This is a genomic window from Burkholderia gladioli (assembly GCF_000959725.1).
Taxonomy (GTDB): domain Bacteria; phylum Pseudomonadota; class Gammaproteobacteria; order Burkholderiales; family Burkholderiaceae; genus Burkholderia; species Burkholderia gladioli.
The window spans coordinates 3180999-3198919 of record NZ_CP009322.1; the positions used below are offsets into that span (position 1 = coordinate 3180999).

At 64.4% G+C, this 17921-nt stretch carries 11 protein-coding genes; 2 read left to right on the plus strand and 9 right to left on the minus strand.

Annotated features, from left to right (window positions below; all coding sequences use genetic code 11):
- Positions 1–10 precede the first annotated feature (10 nt).
- The 5 genes from BM43_RS13805 to BM43_RS13825 form a co-directional block, all read right to left on the minus strand.
- Entirely contained in the window at positions 11–712 is a 702-nt protein-coding gene (locus BM43_RS13805; RefSeq protein ID WP_013691682.1) for an ABC transporter ATP-binding protein, read from the minus strand.
- A complete protein-coding gene (locus BM43_RS13810; RefSeq protein ID WP_036055210.1) occupies positions 709–1476 on the minus strand; it encodes an ABC transporter ATP-binding protein in 768 nt (255 codons plus the stop codon). Before BM43_RS13810 ends, BM43_RS13805 begins: the two co-directional genes overlap by 4 nt.
- Positions 1473–2468 (minus strand): branched-chain amino acid ABC transporter permease, encoded by a 996-nt coding sequence (locus BM43_RS13815; protein WP_226284937.1) that lies wholly within the window; start codon positions 2466–2468, stop codon positions 1473–1475. Before BM43_RS13815 ends, BM43_RS13810 begins: the two co-directional genes overlap by 4 nt.
- A 62-nt stretch (positions 2469–2530) precedes the next feature.
- Entirely contained in the window at positions 2531–3391 is an 861-nt protein-coding gene (locus BM43_RS13820) for a branched-chain amino acid ABC transporter permease (RefSeq protein WP_013691685.1), read from the minus strand.
- Between the two features lie 79 nt (positions 3392–3470).
- On the minus strand, positions 3471–4679 hold the full coding sequence (locus tag BM43_RS13825) for an ABC transporter substrate-binding protein (protein WP_036055208.1): 1209 nt from the start codon (positions 4677–4679) through the stop codon (positions 3471–3473).
- Between the two features lie 236 nt (positions 4680–4915).
- Between BM43_RS13825 and BM43_RS13830 the strand changes: the two genes are divergently transcribed.
- The gene (locus BM43_RS13830; RefSeq protein ID WP_036055207.1) at positions 4916–5764 is read left to right on the plus strand and encodes a FadR/GntR family transcriptional regulator; all 849 of its coding nucleotides are present in this window, start codon (positions 4916–4918) and stop codon (positions 5762–5764) included.
- A gap of 24 nt (positions 5765–5788) precedes the next feature.
- Positions 5789–6010, plus strand: coding sequence for a hypothetical protein (locus BM43_RS40415; RefSeq protein ID WP_144417664.1), 222 nt, complete (start codon positions 5789–5791; stop codon positions 6008–6010).
- A 7-nt stretch (positions 6011–6017) separates the two neighbouring features.
- Here BM43_RS40415 and BM43_RS38865 read toward each other — a convergent pair whose 3' ends face one another.
- From BM43_RS38865 to BM43_RS13840, 4 genes are all read right to left on the minus strand, one after another.
- Entirely contained in the window at positions 6018–6305 is a 288-nt protein-coding gene (locus BM43_RS38865; protein ID WP_144417665.1) for a hypothetical protein, read from the minus strand.
- Between the two features lie 805 nt (positions 6306–7110).
- Positions 7111–7380, minus strand: coding sequence for a hypothetical protein (locus BM43_RS40420; RefSeq protein ID WP_105859280.1), 270 nt, complete (start codon positions 7378–7380; stop codon positions 7111–7113).
- Positions 7377–15014 carry a hemagglutinin repeat-containing protein gene (locus BM43_RS13835; RefSeq protein ID WP_080752265.1) on the minus strand — a complete coding sequence of 2546 codons (7638 nt, stop codon included), beginning with the start codon at positions 15012–15014 and terminating at the stop codon, positions 7377–7379. Before BM43_RS13835 ends, BM43_RS40420 begins: the two co-directional genes overlap by 4 nt.
- 233 nt (positions 15015–15247) lie before the next feature.
- Positions 15248–17854 carry a penicillin-binding protein 1A gene (locus tag BM43_RS13840; RefSeq protein WP_036057064.1) on the minus strand — a complete coding sequence of 869 codons (2607 nt, stop codon included), beginning with the start codon at positions 17852–17854 and terminating at the stop codon, positions 15248–15250.
- Positions 17855–17921 lie beyond the last annotated feature (67 nt).

Here is a 17921-nt window from a genome sequence, read left to right on the forward strand (position 1 = left end):
GCGGCGTCGCTCAGGCGACGCCGACGCCCAGGTAACGGTCGCGCACCGACTGGTCCGCGAGAAAGGCAGCGTTGTCGCCCTGGTAGACGATCGCGCCCTGCTCGATCACGTAATGGCGATCGGCGAGCTGGGTGCAGACCTCCAGGTTCTGCTCGACCAGCAGGATCGCCACGCCGGCCGCCTTGATCAGCTTGAGCTGGGCCACGATCTCCTCGACGATCACCGGCGCCAGGCCCTCGACCGGCTCGTCGAGCATCAACAGGCGCGGCCGGTTCATCAGCGCGCGGCCGATCGCCAGCATCTGCTGCTCGCCGCCGGAGAGCTGCGCGCCGCCGTTGCGGCGCCGTTCCTTCAGGCGCGGGAAGATCCGGTAGATGTCCTCCAGTTGCCACGGCGAATCGCGCCGCGCGCCGAGCCGCAGGTTCTCCTCCACCGTCAGCAGCCGGAAGATGCCGCGATGCTCGGGCACGAAGCACACGCCGCGCGCGGCGATCCGATGCGGCGCGAGGCCCGCCAGCGCGGCGCCGTCGAAGCTCACCCGGCCCTGGCGCGGCGCCACCACCCCGGCGATCGCCTTCAGCGTGGTGGACTTGCCGGCGCCGTTGCGGCCCAGCAGGGTAACCGTCTCGCCCTCGCCGATCGTCATCGACACGCCCTGCAGCACGTGGCTCTTGCCGTAGTAGCCGTGCACCGCGTCGAGTTCGAGCATCATGCGCGGCCTCCCGTGATCATGTTGCCGAGATAGGCGCGGCGCACCCGCTCGTCGGCGCGGATCGCGTCGGGCTTGCCCTCCACCAGCACGCGGCCCTGCTGCATCACCGTGATGGTGTCCGAGATGTCCATCACGATCCCCATGTTGTGCTCGATCAGCACCACCGTGTAGTCGTCGCGCAGGCCGCGGATCAGCGTCTTCATGTCGTCCAGGTCGTCGATGCCCATCCCCGAGGTAGGCTCGTCGAGGAAGATCGCGCGCGGCTTCGCGGCCAGCGCCATGCCGACCTCCAGCCGCCTCTGCTGGCCGTGCGAGAGCGCGCTGGCGGCGCTGCCGGCGAAGCGCTGCAGCGCCAGCCGCTCGATCACCGCGTCGATCGTCTCGCGTTGCGCGAGCGCGCCGCGCGGCGGCGTCCAGGGGTTGAAGGCGCGGCGCGCCTCGACGCCCTGCGCAGCGATGCGCAGGTTCTCGCGCACCGACAGGTTCGGAAACAGGCTGGTGACCTGGAACGAGCGCGCGATGCCGCGCCGCACGCGGCGGTGATCGGGCTCGCGCGTGACGTCGGCGCCGTCGAACAGGATGCGGCCCGCGCTGATCGGCACGGTGCCGGTCAGCACATGGAACAGGGTGGTCTTGCCGGCGCCGTTCGGGCCGATCACCGAATGCACGGTGCGCGGCGCGATGCGCAGGTCCACGCCGCCCAGCGCGGTGAACTTGCCGTAGCGCTTGACGATGCCGCTCGCCTCGAGAATCGCCTCGCTCATGCCTGCCTCCCTTGATCCTTGCGGCCGCGCAGTGCGGCCACGATGCGCTCGCCCAGCCCCCACAGGCCGCGCTGCATGAACAGGCTCACGGCGATCAGCACCAGGCCGAGCAGCAGCAGCCAGCGCGGCCACAGCGTCGAGAGCCAGTCCGAGAACAGCACGTAGAACACCGCGCCCAGCACCGAGGCGAACAGCTTGCCGGTGCCGCCGATCACGGTGGTCACCAGGATCATCTCGCTGGTGTGGTAGTCGATGTTGGACAGCGGCGCGATGCCCGTCATCAGCGCATGCAGCGCGCCGGCCAGGCCCGTCACCGCGCCCGACAGCACGAAGGCCAGCAGCTTGAAGCGCGGCACGTCGTAGCCGACCGCGGCGGCGCGTGCCTCGTTGTCGCGAATCGCCAGCAAGGTGCGGCCGAACACCGACAACGTCACGCGCCGCAGCAGCCAGAACGCCGCCACGAACAGCACCGCCACGAAGCCGTAGAACTGCCAGGGCGTGGCCAGCGGCAGCAGCGTGTGGCCGGCGATCGACAGCGCCGGGCGCGGGATGTCGAGCAGGCCGTTGTCGCCGCCGGTGAGCTCCGGCGTGGTGTAGGCGAGGAAGTAGAACAACTGCCCGAAGGCCAGCGTCAGCATCACGAAGTAGGTGCCGCGCTGGCGGATCGAGAACCAGCCCACCACGGCGGCGGCCAGCGCGCCGATCGCGACGGCGGCGGCCAGCGCGAGCGGCAGGGGCAGCGCGAAGCGCGTCAGCACGATGCCGGCGGTGTAGCTGCCCAGGCCGAAGAAGATGCCCTGGCCGAACGAGAGCAGGCCCGTATAGCCGAGCAGCAGGTTGCAGCCGAGAGCGGCCAGCGCATAGACCAGCACCTCGGTGGCCAGCGAGCCGGAATTGAGCGCCAGCGGCAGCGCGCAGGCCACCGCGATCGCCAGCCAGGTCTCGTAATGGCGGCGCCAGATGCCGCGCGCAGCGGCGCCGTCGACGGCCATGTCGGGCATCTCTGCCGCCTCGTCCTGGCGCGGCGCGGCCACCAGCGGTTTCGAACCATCGATCATGCGGCCCTCCCGAGCAAGCCGTTGGGACGCAGCAGCAGCACGGCCGCCATCGCCACGTAGATCATCAGCCGCGCGCCCTCGGGCCACAGCGTGCTCATCACGCTCTGCACGATGCCGACCAGCAGGCCGCCCACCAGCGCGCCGAGGAAGTTGCCCATGCCGCCGACCACCACCACCACGAAGGCGACGCCGAGCGCCTCGATGCCCATGAAGGGATCGACGCCGCGGATCGGCGCGGCCAGCACGCCGGCCAGCGCGGCGGTGGCGGCGCCCAGCGCGAACACCAGGCTGAACACGCGCGACACGTTGATGCCGAGCAGGGACACCATCTCGGCCGCCTCGCTGCCGGCGCGCACCGTGCTGCCCAGCCGCGTGCCTTCCAGCAGCCACCAGAGCAGCGCGGCCAGCACCGCGGTGAAGCCGATCACGAACAGCCGGTACTTCGGATAAACGAAGCTGCCCCAGATCACCACGCCGTCGAGCGAGGCCGGCACCGCCACGTTGTCGCCGAGCGGGCCCCAGACGAGGATCGCGCATTCCTGCAGCACCAGCGCGAGGCCGACCGTGACGAGGATGTGGAATTCATGGGCTTGCGCGTAGACGTGGCGCAGCACCAGCTTCTCGACCAGCCAGGCGAAGGCGCCCACCGCGAGCGGCACCAGCAGCAGCGCGACCCAGAAGTTCGCTTCCCATTGCAGCGCCTGGTAGCAGAAGTAGGCGCCCAGCAGGTAGAAGGCGCCGTGCGCGAAATTCACGAAGCGCAGCAGGCCGAACACGATCGACAGGCCGACGGCGAGCAGGAAGTACAGCATCCCGACGCCGATGCCGTTGACGATCTGCAGCAGATAGACATTCATGGCAGGGAGGATCCGCAGGAAGGGAAGGCGGCACCGGGCGCCGCCTTCGTCGTGTCGTCGTATCGTCTCGCGGGCGGCGTCAGCCGAGCTTGCAGCCGGTCTTGTCGGCGGCCAGGAAGGACTGGCCGGAGCTGACGATGTCGGCGTAGTCGTCGGCGTTCTTCATGCGGTTCTTCGCCTTGCCCTTGAGCAGGTAGTAGTTCTTCAGCACCTGGTGATCGGCGCGGCGCACTTCCTCGGGGCCGGTGAGGCCGTCGTACTTCATGCCCTCCAGCGTGGCGATCACCTTCTTCGGATCGGTGCTGCCGGCCTTGAGCATGCCGTCGAGCAGGATCTTGGTGCAGATGTAGGAGCCGGCCAGGCTGTAGTTCGGGTTGGCGTGGAAGGTCGCGTTGGCGCGCTTGACGAGATCGCGGTTCAGCGGCGAATCGATGCCGTGCCAATACTGCGCGCCGAAATACACGCCGTCGCAGAGATCCGCGCCGAGCGTCTCGAACTGCTCCAGGCCCGAGGCCCAGGCCATCAGGATCGTGCAGTTGCGCTTCATGCCGAAGCTGACCGCCTGGCGCAGCGTGTCCGAGGACTGCGAGCCGAAGTTCAGGATCAGCAGCACGTCGGGCTTGGCGGCGACGGCGTTGGTCAGGTAGCCGCTGAATTCCTTCTCGGCCAGCGAGTGATAGCTGTTGCCGACGTGCTGGATGCCGGCTTCCTGGAAGATCGCCTTGGCGGCCGACAGCAGGCCCTCGCCGAACACGTATTGCGGCGTGATGGTGTACCAGCGCTTCGCGTTCGGCAGCATCTTGATCAGCGGACGCACGGTCTGCTCGATCGCCCCGAAGGTCGGCACCGACCAGCGGAAGGTGGCGCTGTTGCAGTCCTTGCCGGTGATCTCGTCGGCGCCCGCGGTGGTGATGAACACGCCGCCGGCCTTCTCCACCTCCTTGCCCATCGCCAGCGATTCCGAGGACAGGATGCCGCCCGCGAAGTAGCGCACGCCCTTCTGCTGCGCGACTTCCTGCACCCGGCGCACCGCCGTGGCCGGCTTGCCCTCGGTGTCGAGCGTGACGTAGGACAGCGGCGAGCCGAGCACCTGGCCGTATTGCTGCACGGCCAGCTTCATGCCGAGGTCGGCGTACTTGCCGTTGGCCGCGAACGGGCCCGACATCGGCACCGGGCAGGCCAGCTCGAGCGGCGCGCCGGCGGCGAACGCGGCACGGGAGGCAAGGGCGCCGAGCGCACCCGGCATGGCCGACGCGGCGGCCAGTTTCAACAGTTCACGGCGATTCAAGTCGATGCTCCTTCGGGGATGGACGCTCGCGAGCCGGCCGGCTGCCGATCGCTCGGGCCGCCTCGCTCGGGCGGCCATCGGTTCATCCTATTTATCATGATAAATAGGATGAACATGATCCTAGGTATGTCAAAATCCACTGTCAATCAGGCAAAATTCGCTACCGCGAACCGGCCACCGCCACCGCGCGCAACGCGGCCGGCAGGCGCCGCCAGAACAGGAAGGGAGTCAGGAAGATGGGCATGGAGCGAGCGAAAGCGGCTGTCGCGGTCGAGATCAAGCAGCAGAAGCGCGCGGATCTGGTCGCTGAGGAAATCAAGCGGCTGATCACCGAGAAGGACCTGAAGCCGGGCGATCGGCTGCCGCGCGAAGCCGAGCTGCAGCAGCTCTATTCGGTCAGCAAGAGCACCGTGCGCGAGGCGCTGAAGTCGCTCGAGGTGCAGGGGCTCATCAAGGTGACCACCGGCCCCGGCGGCGGCGGGATGGTGGTGGAGGTGCCGCTCGACCGCACCTTGCAGCTGCTGCAGAACTACCTGTTCTTCAAGGACGTGTCGATCGACGACATCTACACGGTGCGCAAGCTGCTGGAGCCGGAGCTGGCGGCCGGCGCGGTGCCGCACCTGACCGAGCGCGACTTCGCCGCGCTGGAGGCCAACATCGCCTGTTGCGACGGCGCGGCCGGGCCGCACGATCGCGGCAACCTGGTGCGCCAGCGGCAGGAGGACATGACCTTCCACGACATCCTCGCGTCGGCCAACCCGAACCCGTTTCTGCGCTTCACCTGCGAGCTGATCAACGAAATGATCCGGCAGTTGATCGAATTCCGGAACGACACGCCACTGGCCGAGCACAAGCGTTTCGGCGAGGCCAACGTGTCGATCCATCGCGCCATCACCGAGGCGGCGCGAGCGCGTGACGTGGAGAAGGTGCGCGCGCTGATGGTGGAGCACATGACCGAGGCGCCCAAGCATGTGAAGCGCATGAAGGGCAAGCTGCGCGGGCGGCTGATCCTCGATTCGGAGATCCGCAAGCGCGTGAGGGCGCGGATGGCTGGGCCGGTGGGGGAAGGTGAGGGGGAAGGCTGAGACGGGTGGTTTGGTGGTGAAAAAATGGATGTCTTGATGCCGTTCAGTCGTTTCGTTGAACGGCGTTTTTTATTGGATGAAGCCCTGCCATGTGACTGGATCGAACCGGCCGTCGAGGCGATGGGCACCCCCAGCATTCGTAGGCGACAAGATTGCCTCAATCTGCGCGCCGAACATATCGCCCTGGCTACACGACAGCATGCGGTTCAGCTTGAAGTAGTGTGCAATAGTAGCGGCAGCCGATGAGAATTTCTCATTTCGACTTGTCTTGGTCTTCTCTATCATTCTTCTTATAACTATCGCGCGCCTTCTTGTAGCGGTTGTCAAATGGTTTGATTTTTAACATTGCAGCACGACTTGCAAATCCGCCGACCAGCGCGATCCCAAAACCGGATAGCAGTACAATTCCCCCAAAAGGTGATGGCGGAATGAATTTGACTGCAACATACATCATCAATACCCCTATCACGACAAGAATCAACCTCAGCCATCGAGGGAAATTCCCATCTTCGATCAGTTTAATTTTTCGCATCATTCCCATCTACCTTTCCCGTTGTGGCGTTCACAGCGCCTTGCCAATAAGAATCGAGCACCCCTTTAATCTTATTTGAACTATCGCTATTGCTCACAGTTTGTCATGACTCACTGCTTTAACTCAAAATAACTTAATCCACTATCATGAGTGCCTATCCGAATCGTCGCCCTTCGCTTCGTAGTTTTTGCGCGCCTTTTTGTAGCTGCTATCGAAGGGCTTGATCTTCAGCATATGTGCTCGACTGGAAATGCCTCCAAGGGCCATCATCGCAAAGCCAGAGAGAAATGCTCCGGCTCTGATCCATCGGGGCATTTGGTCAAGTCCGATCCCTCCCACGGCCAGGGTTAAACCACTAAAAAAAGACAACTCTAAGCCAACCGGAGAAATTACCGTCGTCGATGAGCTTCATTTCTTTTCCTTGTCAGCACTCGGACCTAAAATAAAATTCAACTGCAGCCCTACGCGCGCGATTGCTTGGCCATCGAGGTCGATGCTTCGCTGCCGGACCTACGGCAAGTGCTCGAGCGTCTGAAGGAGATGCGAGGCTTACCTGCTCGACAACAGGCAGGAGTTCGCTGGTAAGGGCTGGATGCATGGGCCTACGAAGCCGGTGTCACGCTGTCATTCATCCGACCTGGCAAGTCGGTGGGAAGTGCCTATATCGAGAGCTTCAACCGACGGTTCCGCGCTTCTTCATGCTACCGGGTTTGCTGGTCAATGCCTGGAATGGCGAAGCGCGGAGCTTCTTGGGCAGATAAGCTTGTCGCGACCAACGTAGCAAACGGCAGTAGCGGCAGCCAGTGGGGATTTTTCATTTGGGCTTATCAGCGTCTGCGCCGACGTTCGTTTTATAGCTATCACGTACCTTCTTGTAGTTGCTACCGAAGGGTTTAATTTTTAGTAGACGAGCACGACTGCTCAAGCCACCGATAGCCATAAGCAAGAATCCGAGCAACGCTAAAAGCACGCTCCAAATCGAGGGAGGCGCATATTTGAATGCCCAATACGATATCCCTATGCCCGCCGCAATCAAGGTGGCACACACCAACCCGGTCAAGTTTCCGTTGTCGATAAGTTTCACTTATTCTCCGGTTGATTAACAATACGCGCCCAAGAGGAATTTATGAAGTCCTGTATTGATTGAGACAATCTGCTGCCGTTAAAATTGTTTGCAGCCTCATTGATTATAGGCGTCGCAAGTGGATACTTTGTTGAGAGTCGATCGGAAATCATGGCGCCTCCGCTATTCGTCCAATATTTCCCAACATCAGGTTTCACAACCTGCACTACAGCGTCGGCTACCATGCCGGTCACTGTGGCAACATAAGCCGCCGTAGCCAACCCCGGCGCGTAAGGCGATGGCATAGTCGCTCCGGCCGCAGTGACTGCCCCAAACCGTCCAGCGGCAGTCGATACACTGCCTGCAGCATTAGCCACTGCTCCCCATACATCTAACCCCACTGGGGTCGGCGCATACGTATAAGTACTCGGCACTTGCCCCTGTGCAGCCGAATTGTAGTTTTCCATGATGAAATTTTGCAATGCCGGATTCGCCTCCAACATTACTTGAATAATCAAAGGATTTCCATTTTCATTAGACAATCCTGTATTTAACCAACCGGCACTAGGATCGCTCGGAGCGCGACCATTCAACTCTTCGGACGTTCCAGGCGCCACCGCCCCATCTCTCGCATCGGACACACCCATGATCCGCATCTGATCCTCGATTTGCGCTTGGGTATATTCACCCTTGCTTTTTTCCGCCAGTTGTTTCGCGAGCGCCTTTTCTTCCGTATGCAATTGCCGGTTGAACCGATCCACGTTGTACCCCGAGAACGCCCCCGATTCACCACCCACCGCCGCACCGGCTCCCGTCGCCAGCGCATTCGCCACGATGTTGCCCAGTGCCTGATTCATATTGACGTCGCCGGTCGGATCGCTGCCCGCGATTGCACCGCTCAGCTCGTTCAACTTGCCCGACGCGATCGACGCAATCGCCGCGCCGGCTGCGCCGCCTACCGTGTTACCGCCCGCCAGCCCCGTCACCAGCGCCGCGCCGGCACCTTGCATCAGCGCTCGATTCGCTCCGCCTTCCTTCCACGCGTCAACGCCCGCCTTGTCCCCGTCCGCCGCGGCCTCCTTCATCATCTTGTCCGCGTAGTCCCCGATACGGCGCGACACCGCTTCACCGGCGGCGCTGGCCGCCGCCATCATGTCCGCCTGATTGCTCAACAGGCTCTGCATGTCAGGAAGCTTGGAAACTGTACCGTTCGTATTCGTCGTATCGCGGTTCAGGCTTGCCACATCCTGCTTCTGGTTCACCGAATCCCTAATCGTGACCGTCCCCGCGCTGACGCCGCTCTTCGTCGTCGCGCAATCGCTGCCACTGTCGTTCTGGCCGAGCATGGGCGCCGCACCGCCCGTATTCTTGCCTGACGCGCTGCCATGTGTGCTGTAGTTCATCCCGCCATCGCCGGTCGTCGCGCCCGCACTGAAGCCGCTCGAGCTCGCATCGTAGTGCGACTGATTCTGGACGTCCGAGAAGGAGAGCGACCCTGTCGTCAGCGAATTCCTCGACGCATCCGCGTGGCTCGCAATCAACCCGCCCTTCAGGTCGGTATTGCCGGCCACGTTGACATTGAACCCGCCATCGCCCGCATGAATTCCGGCCTGCTCATTGACGCCCGCATAGCTTCCCGACGCGTTGCCCTTGCTCCGGCTGAAGTTCCCACTGGCGCCGCCCTGGCTGATGCTGAAGCCGCCGCCTGAACTCGACTGATGCGCCGCGCTCGACAACGTATCCTGCACGCTCGCGATATTCAGATTTCCGCCCACGTCGGCATTCACCTGATTGCCCTTCACCGTCGATCCGATGAGGTTCGTATCGCCCCCCGAGATAATCGTCACGCTGTTTGCCGCGCTCACATGGCTGTTGTTCTGCGTGACCAAGTCGCTGTTGCCGTCGCCGCTGGCTTTCGACATCGCCGCCGAGACACCGAAGCCGCCCGTGCCAACCGACACGCCCACGCTCGCGCTCCTCGAATCGTTCGTGCTGCGCGTTGAGTCCGTATCGGTCGTGTTGACGATATTGACCTGGTTCTTTGCCGCCAGGATCACATCGTTCGCGTTCACGTTCGAGCCCGCGATCATCACATTGCCGCTTCCCGGCTGGCCGTTACCCGTCGCCGCGAACGCCGCGGTTCCGCCTGCCATGACGCTGGAGCCGCGATTCGTCACGCTATCTTCCGAGAACGCGCTCTTGCTGTGACTGCTGCCGACGCTGACCTCAACCTTGAACTGGGGTGTTTCGCCTGCCCCCAGTGTATTGACCAGATCGCCCGCGGCCATGTTCGCATCCCATGCCGCGCTGGCCGCCGCCATCCCGTGCAACGCTGCGGCGCGGCCATCCTGGCTACGACCGGCCGCTCGCGATTGACCCACGGCATTCGACACCGCATCGATCACGGGCGCTTTCAGCGCCAACGTCAGGCCGCTCTTCGACACGTCCTGCGTCTCGCCCCGGTGACGCGTATCCTGCGCAGCGTCGACCGTCACGTTCGCGCCTGTTCCGCTCAGGTTCTGGGCCGCAATCAGGTCGCTTCCCGTTACGTGCAGATCGTTCCCCGCAGCGATGCTGAGGTTGCCCTTCAGCGAACCGATCGTGCTGCCGTTGTTCGACACCTCGGTCGTCTGGCTGGTCGTCTTCAGCGAACTGCTGCCCACCGAGACCGACAGGCCGCCGCCCGACATCAGCCCCGATTCCTTCTTGTCGTAGTAGTTCGAAGACTGCAAGGTATCCTGCGACGTCGTCACCCTCACGTTGTGCGCGGCAGTGAGCGTCACGTCGTTCGTCCCGACGAGGGTGCTGCCCTGAACATTGACGTCCTTTCCGCTGACTATATTCACGCCGTCCGCCGACACCAGACTGCCACGATTGAGCGTCATCGTCTGATCGATTCCACTTGCAACCTTTACACCACTCACCACATTGCTGTGACTATGCGTTTCATGTGAGTTGAGTGCATGCGTCTCGGTTGCCGCACCGACGTTCACGTCGCCGGCGGCCAGCAGGTTCGCATTGCCTTTGTCGAGGCTGATGGTACTACCGGAAAGCGTCATGTCCTTCCCCGAGACGATATTGACCGTATCGCCTCCCTTCAGCGTCGTGCCAGTCAGTGCCTGGTCGGACGTGTGCAGCGTCTCTGCATAGCTGCCGTGACTGTCGCTGCCCGAACTGTTGCTGTTCACGGTCGAGGTCGCACTCGCCGCCTCCAGCGTGACGTTTCCCTTGGCAGCAAGCGTCCCACCTTGCCCGAGCTCGATCTGCGCGCCCTTCGCCGTCAGGTCACCACCCACGACGACATTCGATTGCCCATCGACGCTGACCGAACTACCGGTGACCTTGTTGATGTCAGTATTCGACACACCATTGGCCCGCTGCACGATCTTGTGCTCGCCGGTCTGCACGGCACCGAGATCCCAGTTGCCGCCGACATTCATGCCGAGATTACCGCCGACGGACAGATCGCCCGCGTTTTGCTGGAAGTTACCGCCGGTCGTGATCGAAGCATCGCCCGCAACGTCGAGTTTCGCGGTCGGCCCGAGCGTGGTGACCACGCTCGTCGCCCCGTCCCGGCTCACGCGTGTGTTCGTCTTCGTCGCCGTGTCGAGAATCAGGTCCTGGCCCGCGTCCAACTGCAGGCTGCCGGCCTTCACGTTCGCCGACGTCAGATCGATGTTGTTCTCGGTCGAAAGCGCCATCAGTCCGCCGCCTTGCAGCGCGCCGAATGCGTTGTCGATCTGCTTGCCCTGGATCGCCAGCGTATTGTCCGCCGTGATCGTGCCGCTGTTCGTGAACGACTGCGCGTTCTGGAGATCGATGTTGGTTGCGGCAATCAACGGGCCATTGACGTTCTGCTGGCTGGCCTGCGCCAGATACACGACCGGCACCAGCACCGACTGGCCGTCGACCACGCGCGTTTCCATCAGGATCACGTTGCCGGTTAGCTTGGCGACCTGGTCGGCCGACAGGCTCGCGCCGATCGGTAAATCGAGCGACTTCGACAGATCGGCGCCGGCCGCCATCAGCGACTCATACATCGTCTGCAGGTCCGCATATGGTCCGAGCACTGCCTTGCCCGTCAGCGATGTCACCTGATTGCGTACCAGTTGCTGCTCGTAGAAGCCGTCTCCCAGGCGCTTCGGGATATGCGTGAGGTCGACACCGATCTGACTGAAGAAGTAGTCGCTCGAGATGAAGTTCTTCTGGTTCGTGAACGCCGGGTTCGTCTCGATCACATAGCTCGCGTTCGGCGCGGCGGTCGGCTTGAACAATCCGCCTTGCGGAATGGTGAGGTTGTTCAGGACATTCAGTGCCGTCGCGCTGGCAAGGATCGGATCGACCGGCGCGGACGGCCCGCCGTGCACCGACGACGCCCCCGATTTCGCGCCGCTCGCGTTACCGCTCAGCTTGATCGGCGTGAGTCCCGGCACCGATTGCCCCGGCAGCAGGCCGAGCGGCGGAATCGATGCGTTACCGGCCGTGTTATTGACGCTGACGCCCGTGCCCGAGATCGTGCCGTTCGAACTCAGCGTCGAAAAATAGCCCGGCAGCGTGTAATCCTTGAGGGAGGCTGGCGCCGCCTGTGTGTAGCCGCCCGGGCGCCCCGTGACGAACGGCGCGTTGCCGAACGGCAGTTGCCAGTCGTGCTCGGTGTAGTCGTAGTTGTTGTAGTGATATTGCCCCGAGTAGGAGACCGTCACGCCCGGCAGTTTCTGGCCGGAGGCCGCCCAGCCGTCGGCGTCGTAGCGGGCTGGCATCTTGACGTCGCCGACCGCCGCGATGTTGCTCCAGTAGCTTTGCAGCGTACCGACCGACGACGCATCGATCTTGCCGCCCGACACGATTTGGGCGGCCGGGCTGAGGCTCGTTACGGTCGTCGCTGTCGCGCTGTCCGCGTAGTACGTGGTCTTCTGGTAACTGCTGTTCCATTGTCCGCCATGGGGAGGAACGGTAGGGACTCCCCCTGGGAAGTCCAGAAAAAGCGCTTGCACCTCGGGCTTGCTCAAATCGACCCAGCCCACGTCCCGGCCAGAGCACGCCGTCATGTCGACTGCCGAGCATCCAACCATGCTGATGCCAAACTGCGCGAGCGATGCCGGGTCGATCTGGCTGGTGGACGTCTTCATCACGCGGCGCGTGCTCGTCACCTTGTCCGCGTGCAGTTCCATTTCGCTGCCGGACTGGATCAGAGCCGACACGTTATTGACGAGCGCGGCGTTCGTATAGCTGCCGCTCGCGTCCTTGCCGCCCGCCAGCACGACCTTGCCCATGCCGAAGATGGCTGTCGTCGCCATCGAGTCGGTCGCGGTCGTGTCGTCGCGGTTTTCGATGTCGTGCGCGAGGATGTCGAGCGTGCCGTTGCTGTCCGACGCCCCGATCAGCGCGGTCGGCCCGAGGTTCGAGATCGTATTCGTCGCGTTCAGCGAGGCGCTGGCGCCCACCAGCGCGCCGGTATTGGTCAGGTTGGTCGACTGCGTATGCAGCAAGCCGCCGGCCGTCAAGGCGCCCGCGTTGACGATGTTGCCTGCGTCGACGCTCAGTGTGTTGACCGACTGCAGGCTCGCGTTGTTCGTGAAGGTGCCGGGCAAGGTGAACGCGAGGTCGTGACCGACATTGAACTGGGTATCGGACGCCGCCGTGTAGTCGCCTTGGAGATGCACGTTGGCGTCATGCGTCGCGCTGTAGGTGCCGCCGCCTTGCAGCGTGGCCGCGGCGATCGATAAGTCGTGCGTCGAGCTGATCTTGCCACCTTGGTTCGACAGGGCGCCGCCACTCGTCAACGACAGCGACGCGTCAGAACGAAGCAACCCCTGCGCATTGTTCAAGTGGCCCGATATGGTCGCGTCGATGCCCCGTTGCGCGGCGAGAATACCGCCCGCGTTGTTCAAGCCAGCCGCTTGGACAATGGCTTGTCCCTTCGTCACGATGCTGCCCGACGCGTTGTTCAGTGCACCGGCGTCCGCGTTGGCTCCCGTGCCCGGAGCGATCGTCAACGTCCCGATCCCGCCGTGCGTAATGGTGCCGCCCGCGTTGTCCAGCTCGGCCGGCGTGAGCGTCAGGTCGGTAGCGTTGGTCTGGATCACGCCGGAGGCCGAGTTATCGAGCGTGCCGCTGACGTTCATCCCCATCGTCGACGATCCATACTGCGTGATCGTACCGCCGTGGTTCGACAGGTTGGCACCCGTCAGTGTCATGCTGCCGCCGCTCGACACGCTGCCGTGGTCGTTGATCATCGTGCCGGAAGCCTTCGCGTTGACCGTACCTTGTGCGCTGGTCGTCGCGCTCGACAGGTTCACGTCGCCGGCTGTCGCGTTCAGCGACAGATTGCCGTTTGCTGTCGTCTGGCTGCCGGCGAGATTCACACTGGCACCGGTCAGTGACGCATTGCCACCGGCAGCATTCTGGCCGGTTGCGCTCAACTGACCGGAGGCCGTCAGGTTCAGGTCGCCGCCATGGCCGACCGCCCCATCGTTGTTCACGCCCGCACCGAGCGTGCCGGTTGAATTGACGCTGCCGGCATTCACGCTCGTATTCTGCTGCGCCGCCAGCGTCCCGCTGTTCGTGAGATCGGTGCCAATGCTTGCCGACAGCGACTGCCGAGCGTAAGTCGTACCGCTATTCTGTATCCCGTTCGCGGCCGACAACGCGAGGTTGCCGCTCGCCATCGTCTTGCCCGTGAGCACCAGATGGCCATTCGATTGCAGCGTCAGATCGCCTGCCTGCGCCGCGATCGTCCCTGCGTTCGCGACACCGACGCCTGCCGAGTTGCCAACCAAAAACACCCTGTCGGCATACATGCCGCCCAACTGGGCCACATCAATCGCGACAGCGGGAACAGGACCGTCACCGGCGATCGGCGTCGCGGCAAGCGTGTCGTGATTCACCTGGTTCGCGCCGGCGATCACGTTCAGATTCTTCGCGTAGATCGCCGCATTGGCCTGCACGGCACGAGAAATGATGTCGACCTGATCGAGATTCGAGGCATTGAGACCCGCACCGGCAACGGTCACGAGGCCGCGGCTGACGTTGTAGCCAGCCAGCGAACCGTCGGCTCCGTAGAACGGCAGGCCCGTGGTCAGGGTCGCGCGGCTGGTATTGATGAAGCCCGCGCCATCGAGATAGATACCCGAGGGATTCGCCAGCACAAGCTCCGCGCGGGCGCCTGCGATCTCCAGCGCGCCGCGGATCCGGGACGGGTTCGGGCTGTTGACCTGGTTGACGATGATGCGCGCCACATCGTTCGGCCCGAAGTTCGGGTTGCCGTTGATCCATCCGCCAAGCTGGGTCTGGACCATGGTGGCCGAGTTGTTCAGGATCGCGCCGGCCTTCTGCACGTCGAACTGGTTGTAGGTGTTGACCGACACACCGCCACCACCGGGCTTGTTGATATTGACTTGCGGCAGCCCGTTCGGCGTCTGGATCACCGCCGGCGCGCTCGGCCCGGCCCCGACTATTTGCGCCTGGACCGGCGTCGACAGAGCACCGGCCACCACCGAGGCGGCCAGCACCACGGCAACGCGCATGCCTGACGATCGCTTGACCCGCCGCGCCTCGCCGCTTGCGGATTTGCCCTCGGCCGTGGCCGTCTCGGTGACGGCCACCACCATACCCCGAAGCCTGAAATACACCAGGCGATGCGCATTCTTGTTCATTCTCTTCGACGTGGCCTGCGTCCATTGAGGTGGTTATTGGACGCGAGCTTATCGAAGCAATGAAAGATAGCTGTCAACAACTGCCAAGTTGTTGACCCAAACGACTCAAATTATGAAATTTGGATACGTCTGATTGATTAGGATCGGGACTCTCTGATCGCTTTTGCAAAGCCAGTCAGGCCGCGACCACGCCGTTGGTTCATCGTGACGGGGAAGCCATTTGCGGCATTCGCTTATTGCCCGTTGCCGTTGCCCGACGACGGCGTATCCGGCGTGGGCGTCGGCGATTCGGCCGGCGGCTCGCTCGGCAGGCCGTTGTCCTGCCCGCCACCGCTCGCGCCACCATTGCCACTGCCGTGATTACCGCCGCCGGCCGGCGCCGAAGGCAGCAGCGGCGGCGCCGAGGCACTGAAGGTATCCACGCCCGACGCGGCATGGCCGCCCGCCGCGCCGCCGCCCTTCAGGAATGCGCCGAGCGGATCCGAAGCCGCCTCGGCCGCGGCCGCCGCCGAGGCAGCGCTCGCGGCACTGGCCGCCTGCTCCGCCTCGCTCGGCGCCGGGGCCGGTGCCGGCGCGCGCGGCTTCTGCGGCACGGCCGGCTTCTCCGGCTTGGACGGGAACAGATAGGCGATCCAGTCGTCGAGCTTGCCACGCAAGGTATCGAAGAAACCCGGCGGCGCCTCGGTATCGAATCTCACCCGCGCGTCGATCAGCTTGGCGCGGAACACGCGCTGGTAGAAATCGCCGACCATAGGCAAGGCGCTGCGCGCGCCCTGCCCCCAGGTATCGCCGAGCGTGACGCGGCCGTCGTCGAAGCCGACCCAGGCGCCCGCCACCAGTTGCGGCTGCATCAGGATGAACCAACCATCGGTATTGCCCTGGGTGGTGCCGGTCTTGCCGGCCACGTCGGCGCGGATCCCGAAGCGCGAGCGAATCGCCGAGCCGGTGCCGCGATTGATCACGCCGCGCAGCGCCTCCACCAGCGTGCGCGAGGCCGAGGTGGACAGCGTGCGTTCCGGCGGCGCCGGCATGAACTCGGCCAGCACGTTGCCGTCGCGATCCTCGATGCGGGTCACCATGCGCGGCTCCACATAGCTGCCGAGGTTGGCGATGGTCGCGTAGGCCGAGACCATCTCCTTGAGCGTGACGGGGCTGGTGCCCAGCGCCAGCGAGGGCACCGCCTCCAGCGTGCTGTCGCGCACGCCCATCTCGCGCGCGAGCCGCGCCACCTTGACCGGCCCGACCTGCTGCATCAGCTGCGCGGTGATGCGGTTGCGCGAATAGGCCAGCGCGTCGGCCAACGTCATCGGCTTGCCGGTGGGCGTCTCGGCGTCGTCGGGGCGCCAGATCTCGCCGCCCTTGAGCGGGATCTCCACCGGCTGGTCGATGAAGGTATCGGTGGGCTTGGCGCCGTCGGCGAAGGCGGCGCCGTAGACGAAGGCCTTGAAGGTCGAACCCGGCTGCCGGCGTGCCTGCTGCACATGGTCGAAGGGCTCGGTGCTGAAATCACGGCTGCCGACCCAGGCGCGGATCGCGCCGTCGCGCGGGTCGATCGCCATGAAGCCGGCCTGCACGTCGGCCTTGGCCTTGCAGAGATCGCGCAGGAACTCGCGCTGCTTGCCGAGCGCCTTCAGCGCGGCGGCATCGTCGGCGCCGCCGTCGCGCGCGGCCTTGTACTCGGGCGTCTCGCGGATGAAGGTCTGGAACAGCGGGCTGCCGAACGCGCAGCCGCTGCCCGAATTCCAGGCGCTGTTGGCGATGCCCTGCAGCTGGTTGGCCTGCAGCTTGAGCGCCGCGGTGGCCATCGACTGCATGCGCGAATCGATCGTGGTCCTGACGATCAAGCCATCCGAGTAGATGTTGTAGTCATTGCGGTCGGCCCAGCCGATCAGCCATTTGCGCAACTGCTGCGCGAAATGCGGCGCCGGGCCGGGCGGCTCCTTCTGCCGCTCGAAGTCGATGCGCAGGGGCTTCTTCTGCAGCACCGCGAACTGCGCCGGCGTCAGCTTGCCGTACTTGACCATCTGCCCGAGCACCGTGTTGCGCCGCTGCAGCGCACGCTCGGGATTGATCACCGGGTTGTAGTAGCTGTTGCCCTTGAGCATGCCCACCAGGGTGGCGCTGTCGAGCACGTCGAGCTGGTCGGCCGACTTGTCGAAATAGGTGCGCGCGGCCATCTCCACGCCATAGGCGTTGTAGAGGAAGGGCACCGTGTTCAGGTAGGTCTCGAGGATCTGCGGCTTGCTGTAGACGGCCTCGATCTTCAGCGCGGTGATCGCCTCCTTGAGCTTGCGCGTGAGCGTGGGCGCGCGGCCGATCTGGTCCGGATAGAGATTGCGGGCGAGCTGCTGGGTGATGGTCGAGCCGCCCTGGCGGTCGCCCGAGAAGGTGTGCAGCGCGGCGCCGGCGGTGCGCCGCCAGTCGAGCCCGTGATGCTCGTAGAAGCGGTGGTCCTCGGTGGCGATCAGCGCGTCCACCATGTGCGGCGAGATATCGGCCAGCGCCACCCACTCGCGGTTCGAGGGCTTGAATTCGGCCAGCAGCTTGCCGTCCGAGGACATCACCTGGGCCGGCGCGTCGACCCGGGCCTTGCGGATGTCGCCGATGCTCGGCGTGAACGGGATCAGCACCAGCACGTAGAGCAGGAACAGCGCCGGGACGGCCGCCACGACGATCAGCACGCCGCGGCGCGTGGGATGCCGCAGGTGGTGCCAGAGCAGGGCCAGCGCGCGCGAGACGGGCGGCCGCGCGCGGGCCAGGGCCGAGGCCAGCACGGGCCGGGCGGCGGCCCGCCAGGCGGCGAGGCGGGAAAGCAGGCTGGACAGGAAACGACGGCTCACGCGGGACATCCGAAGAGGCGAAAGCGTGCATCGTATCAAAGCCGGCGCGCCGGACCGGCGGGAGAGG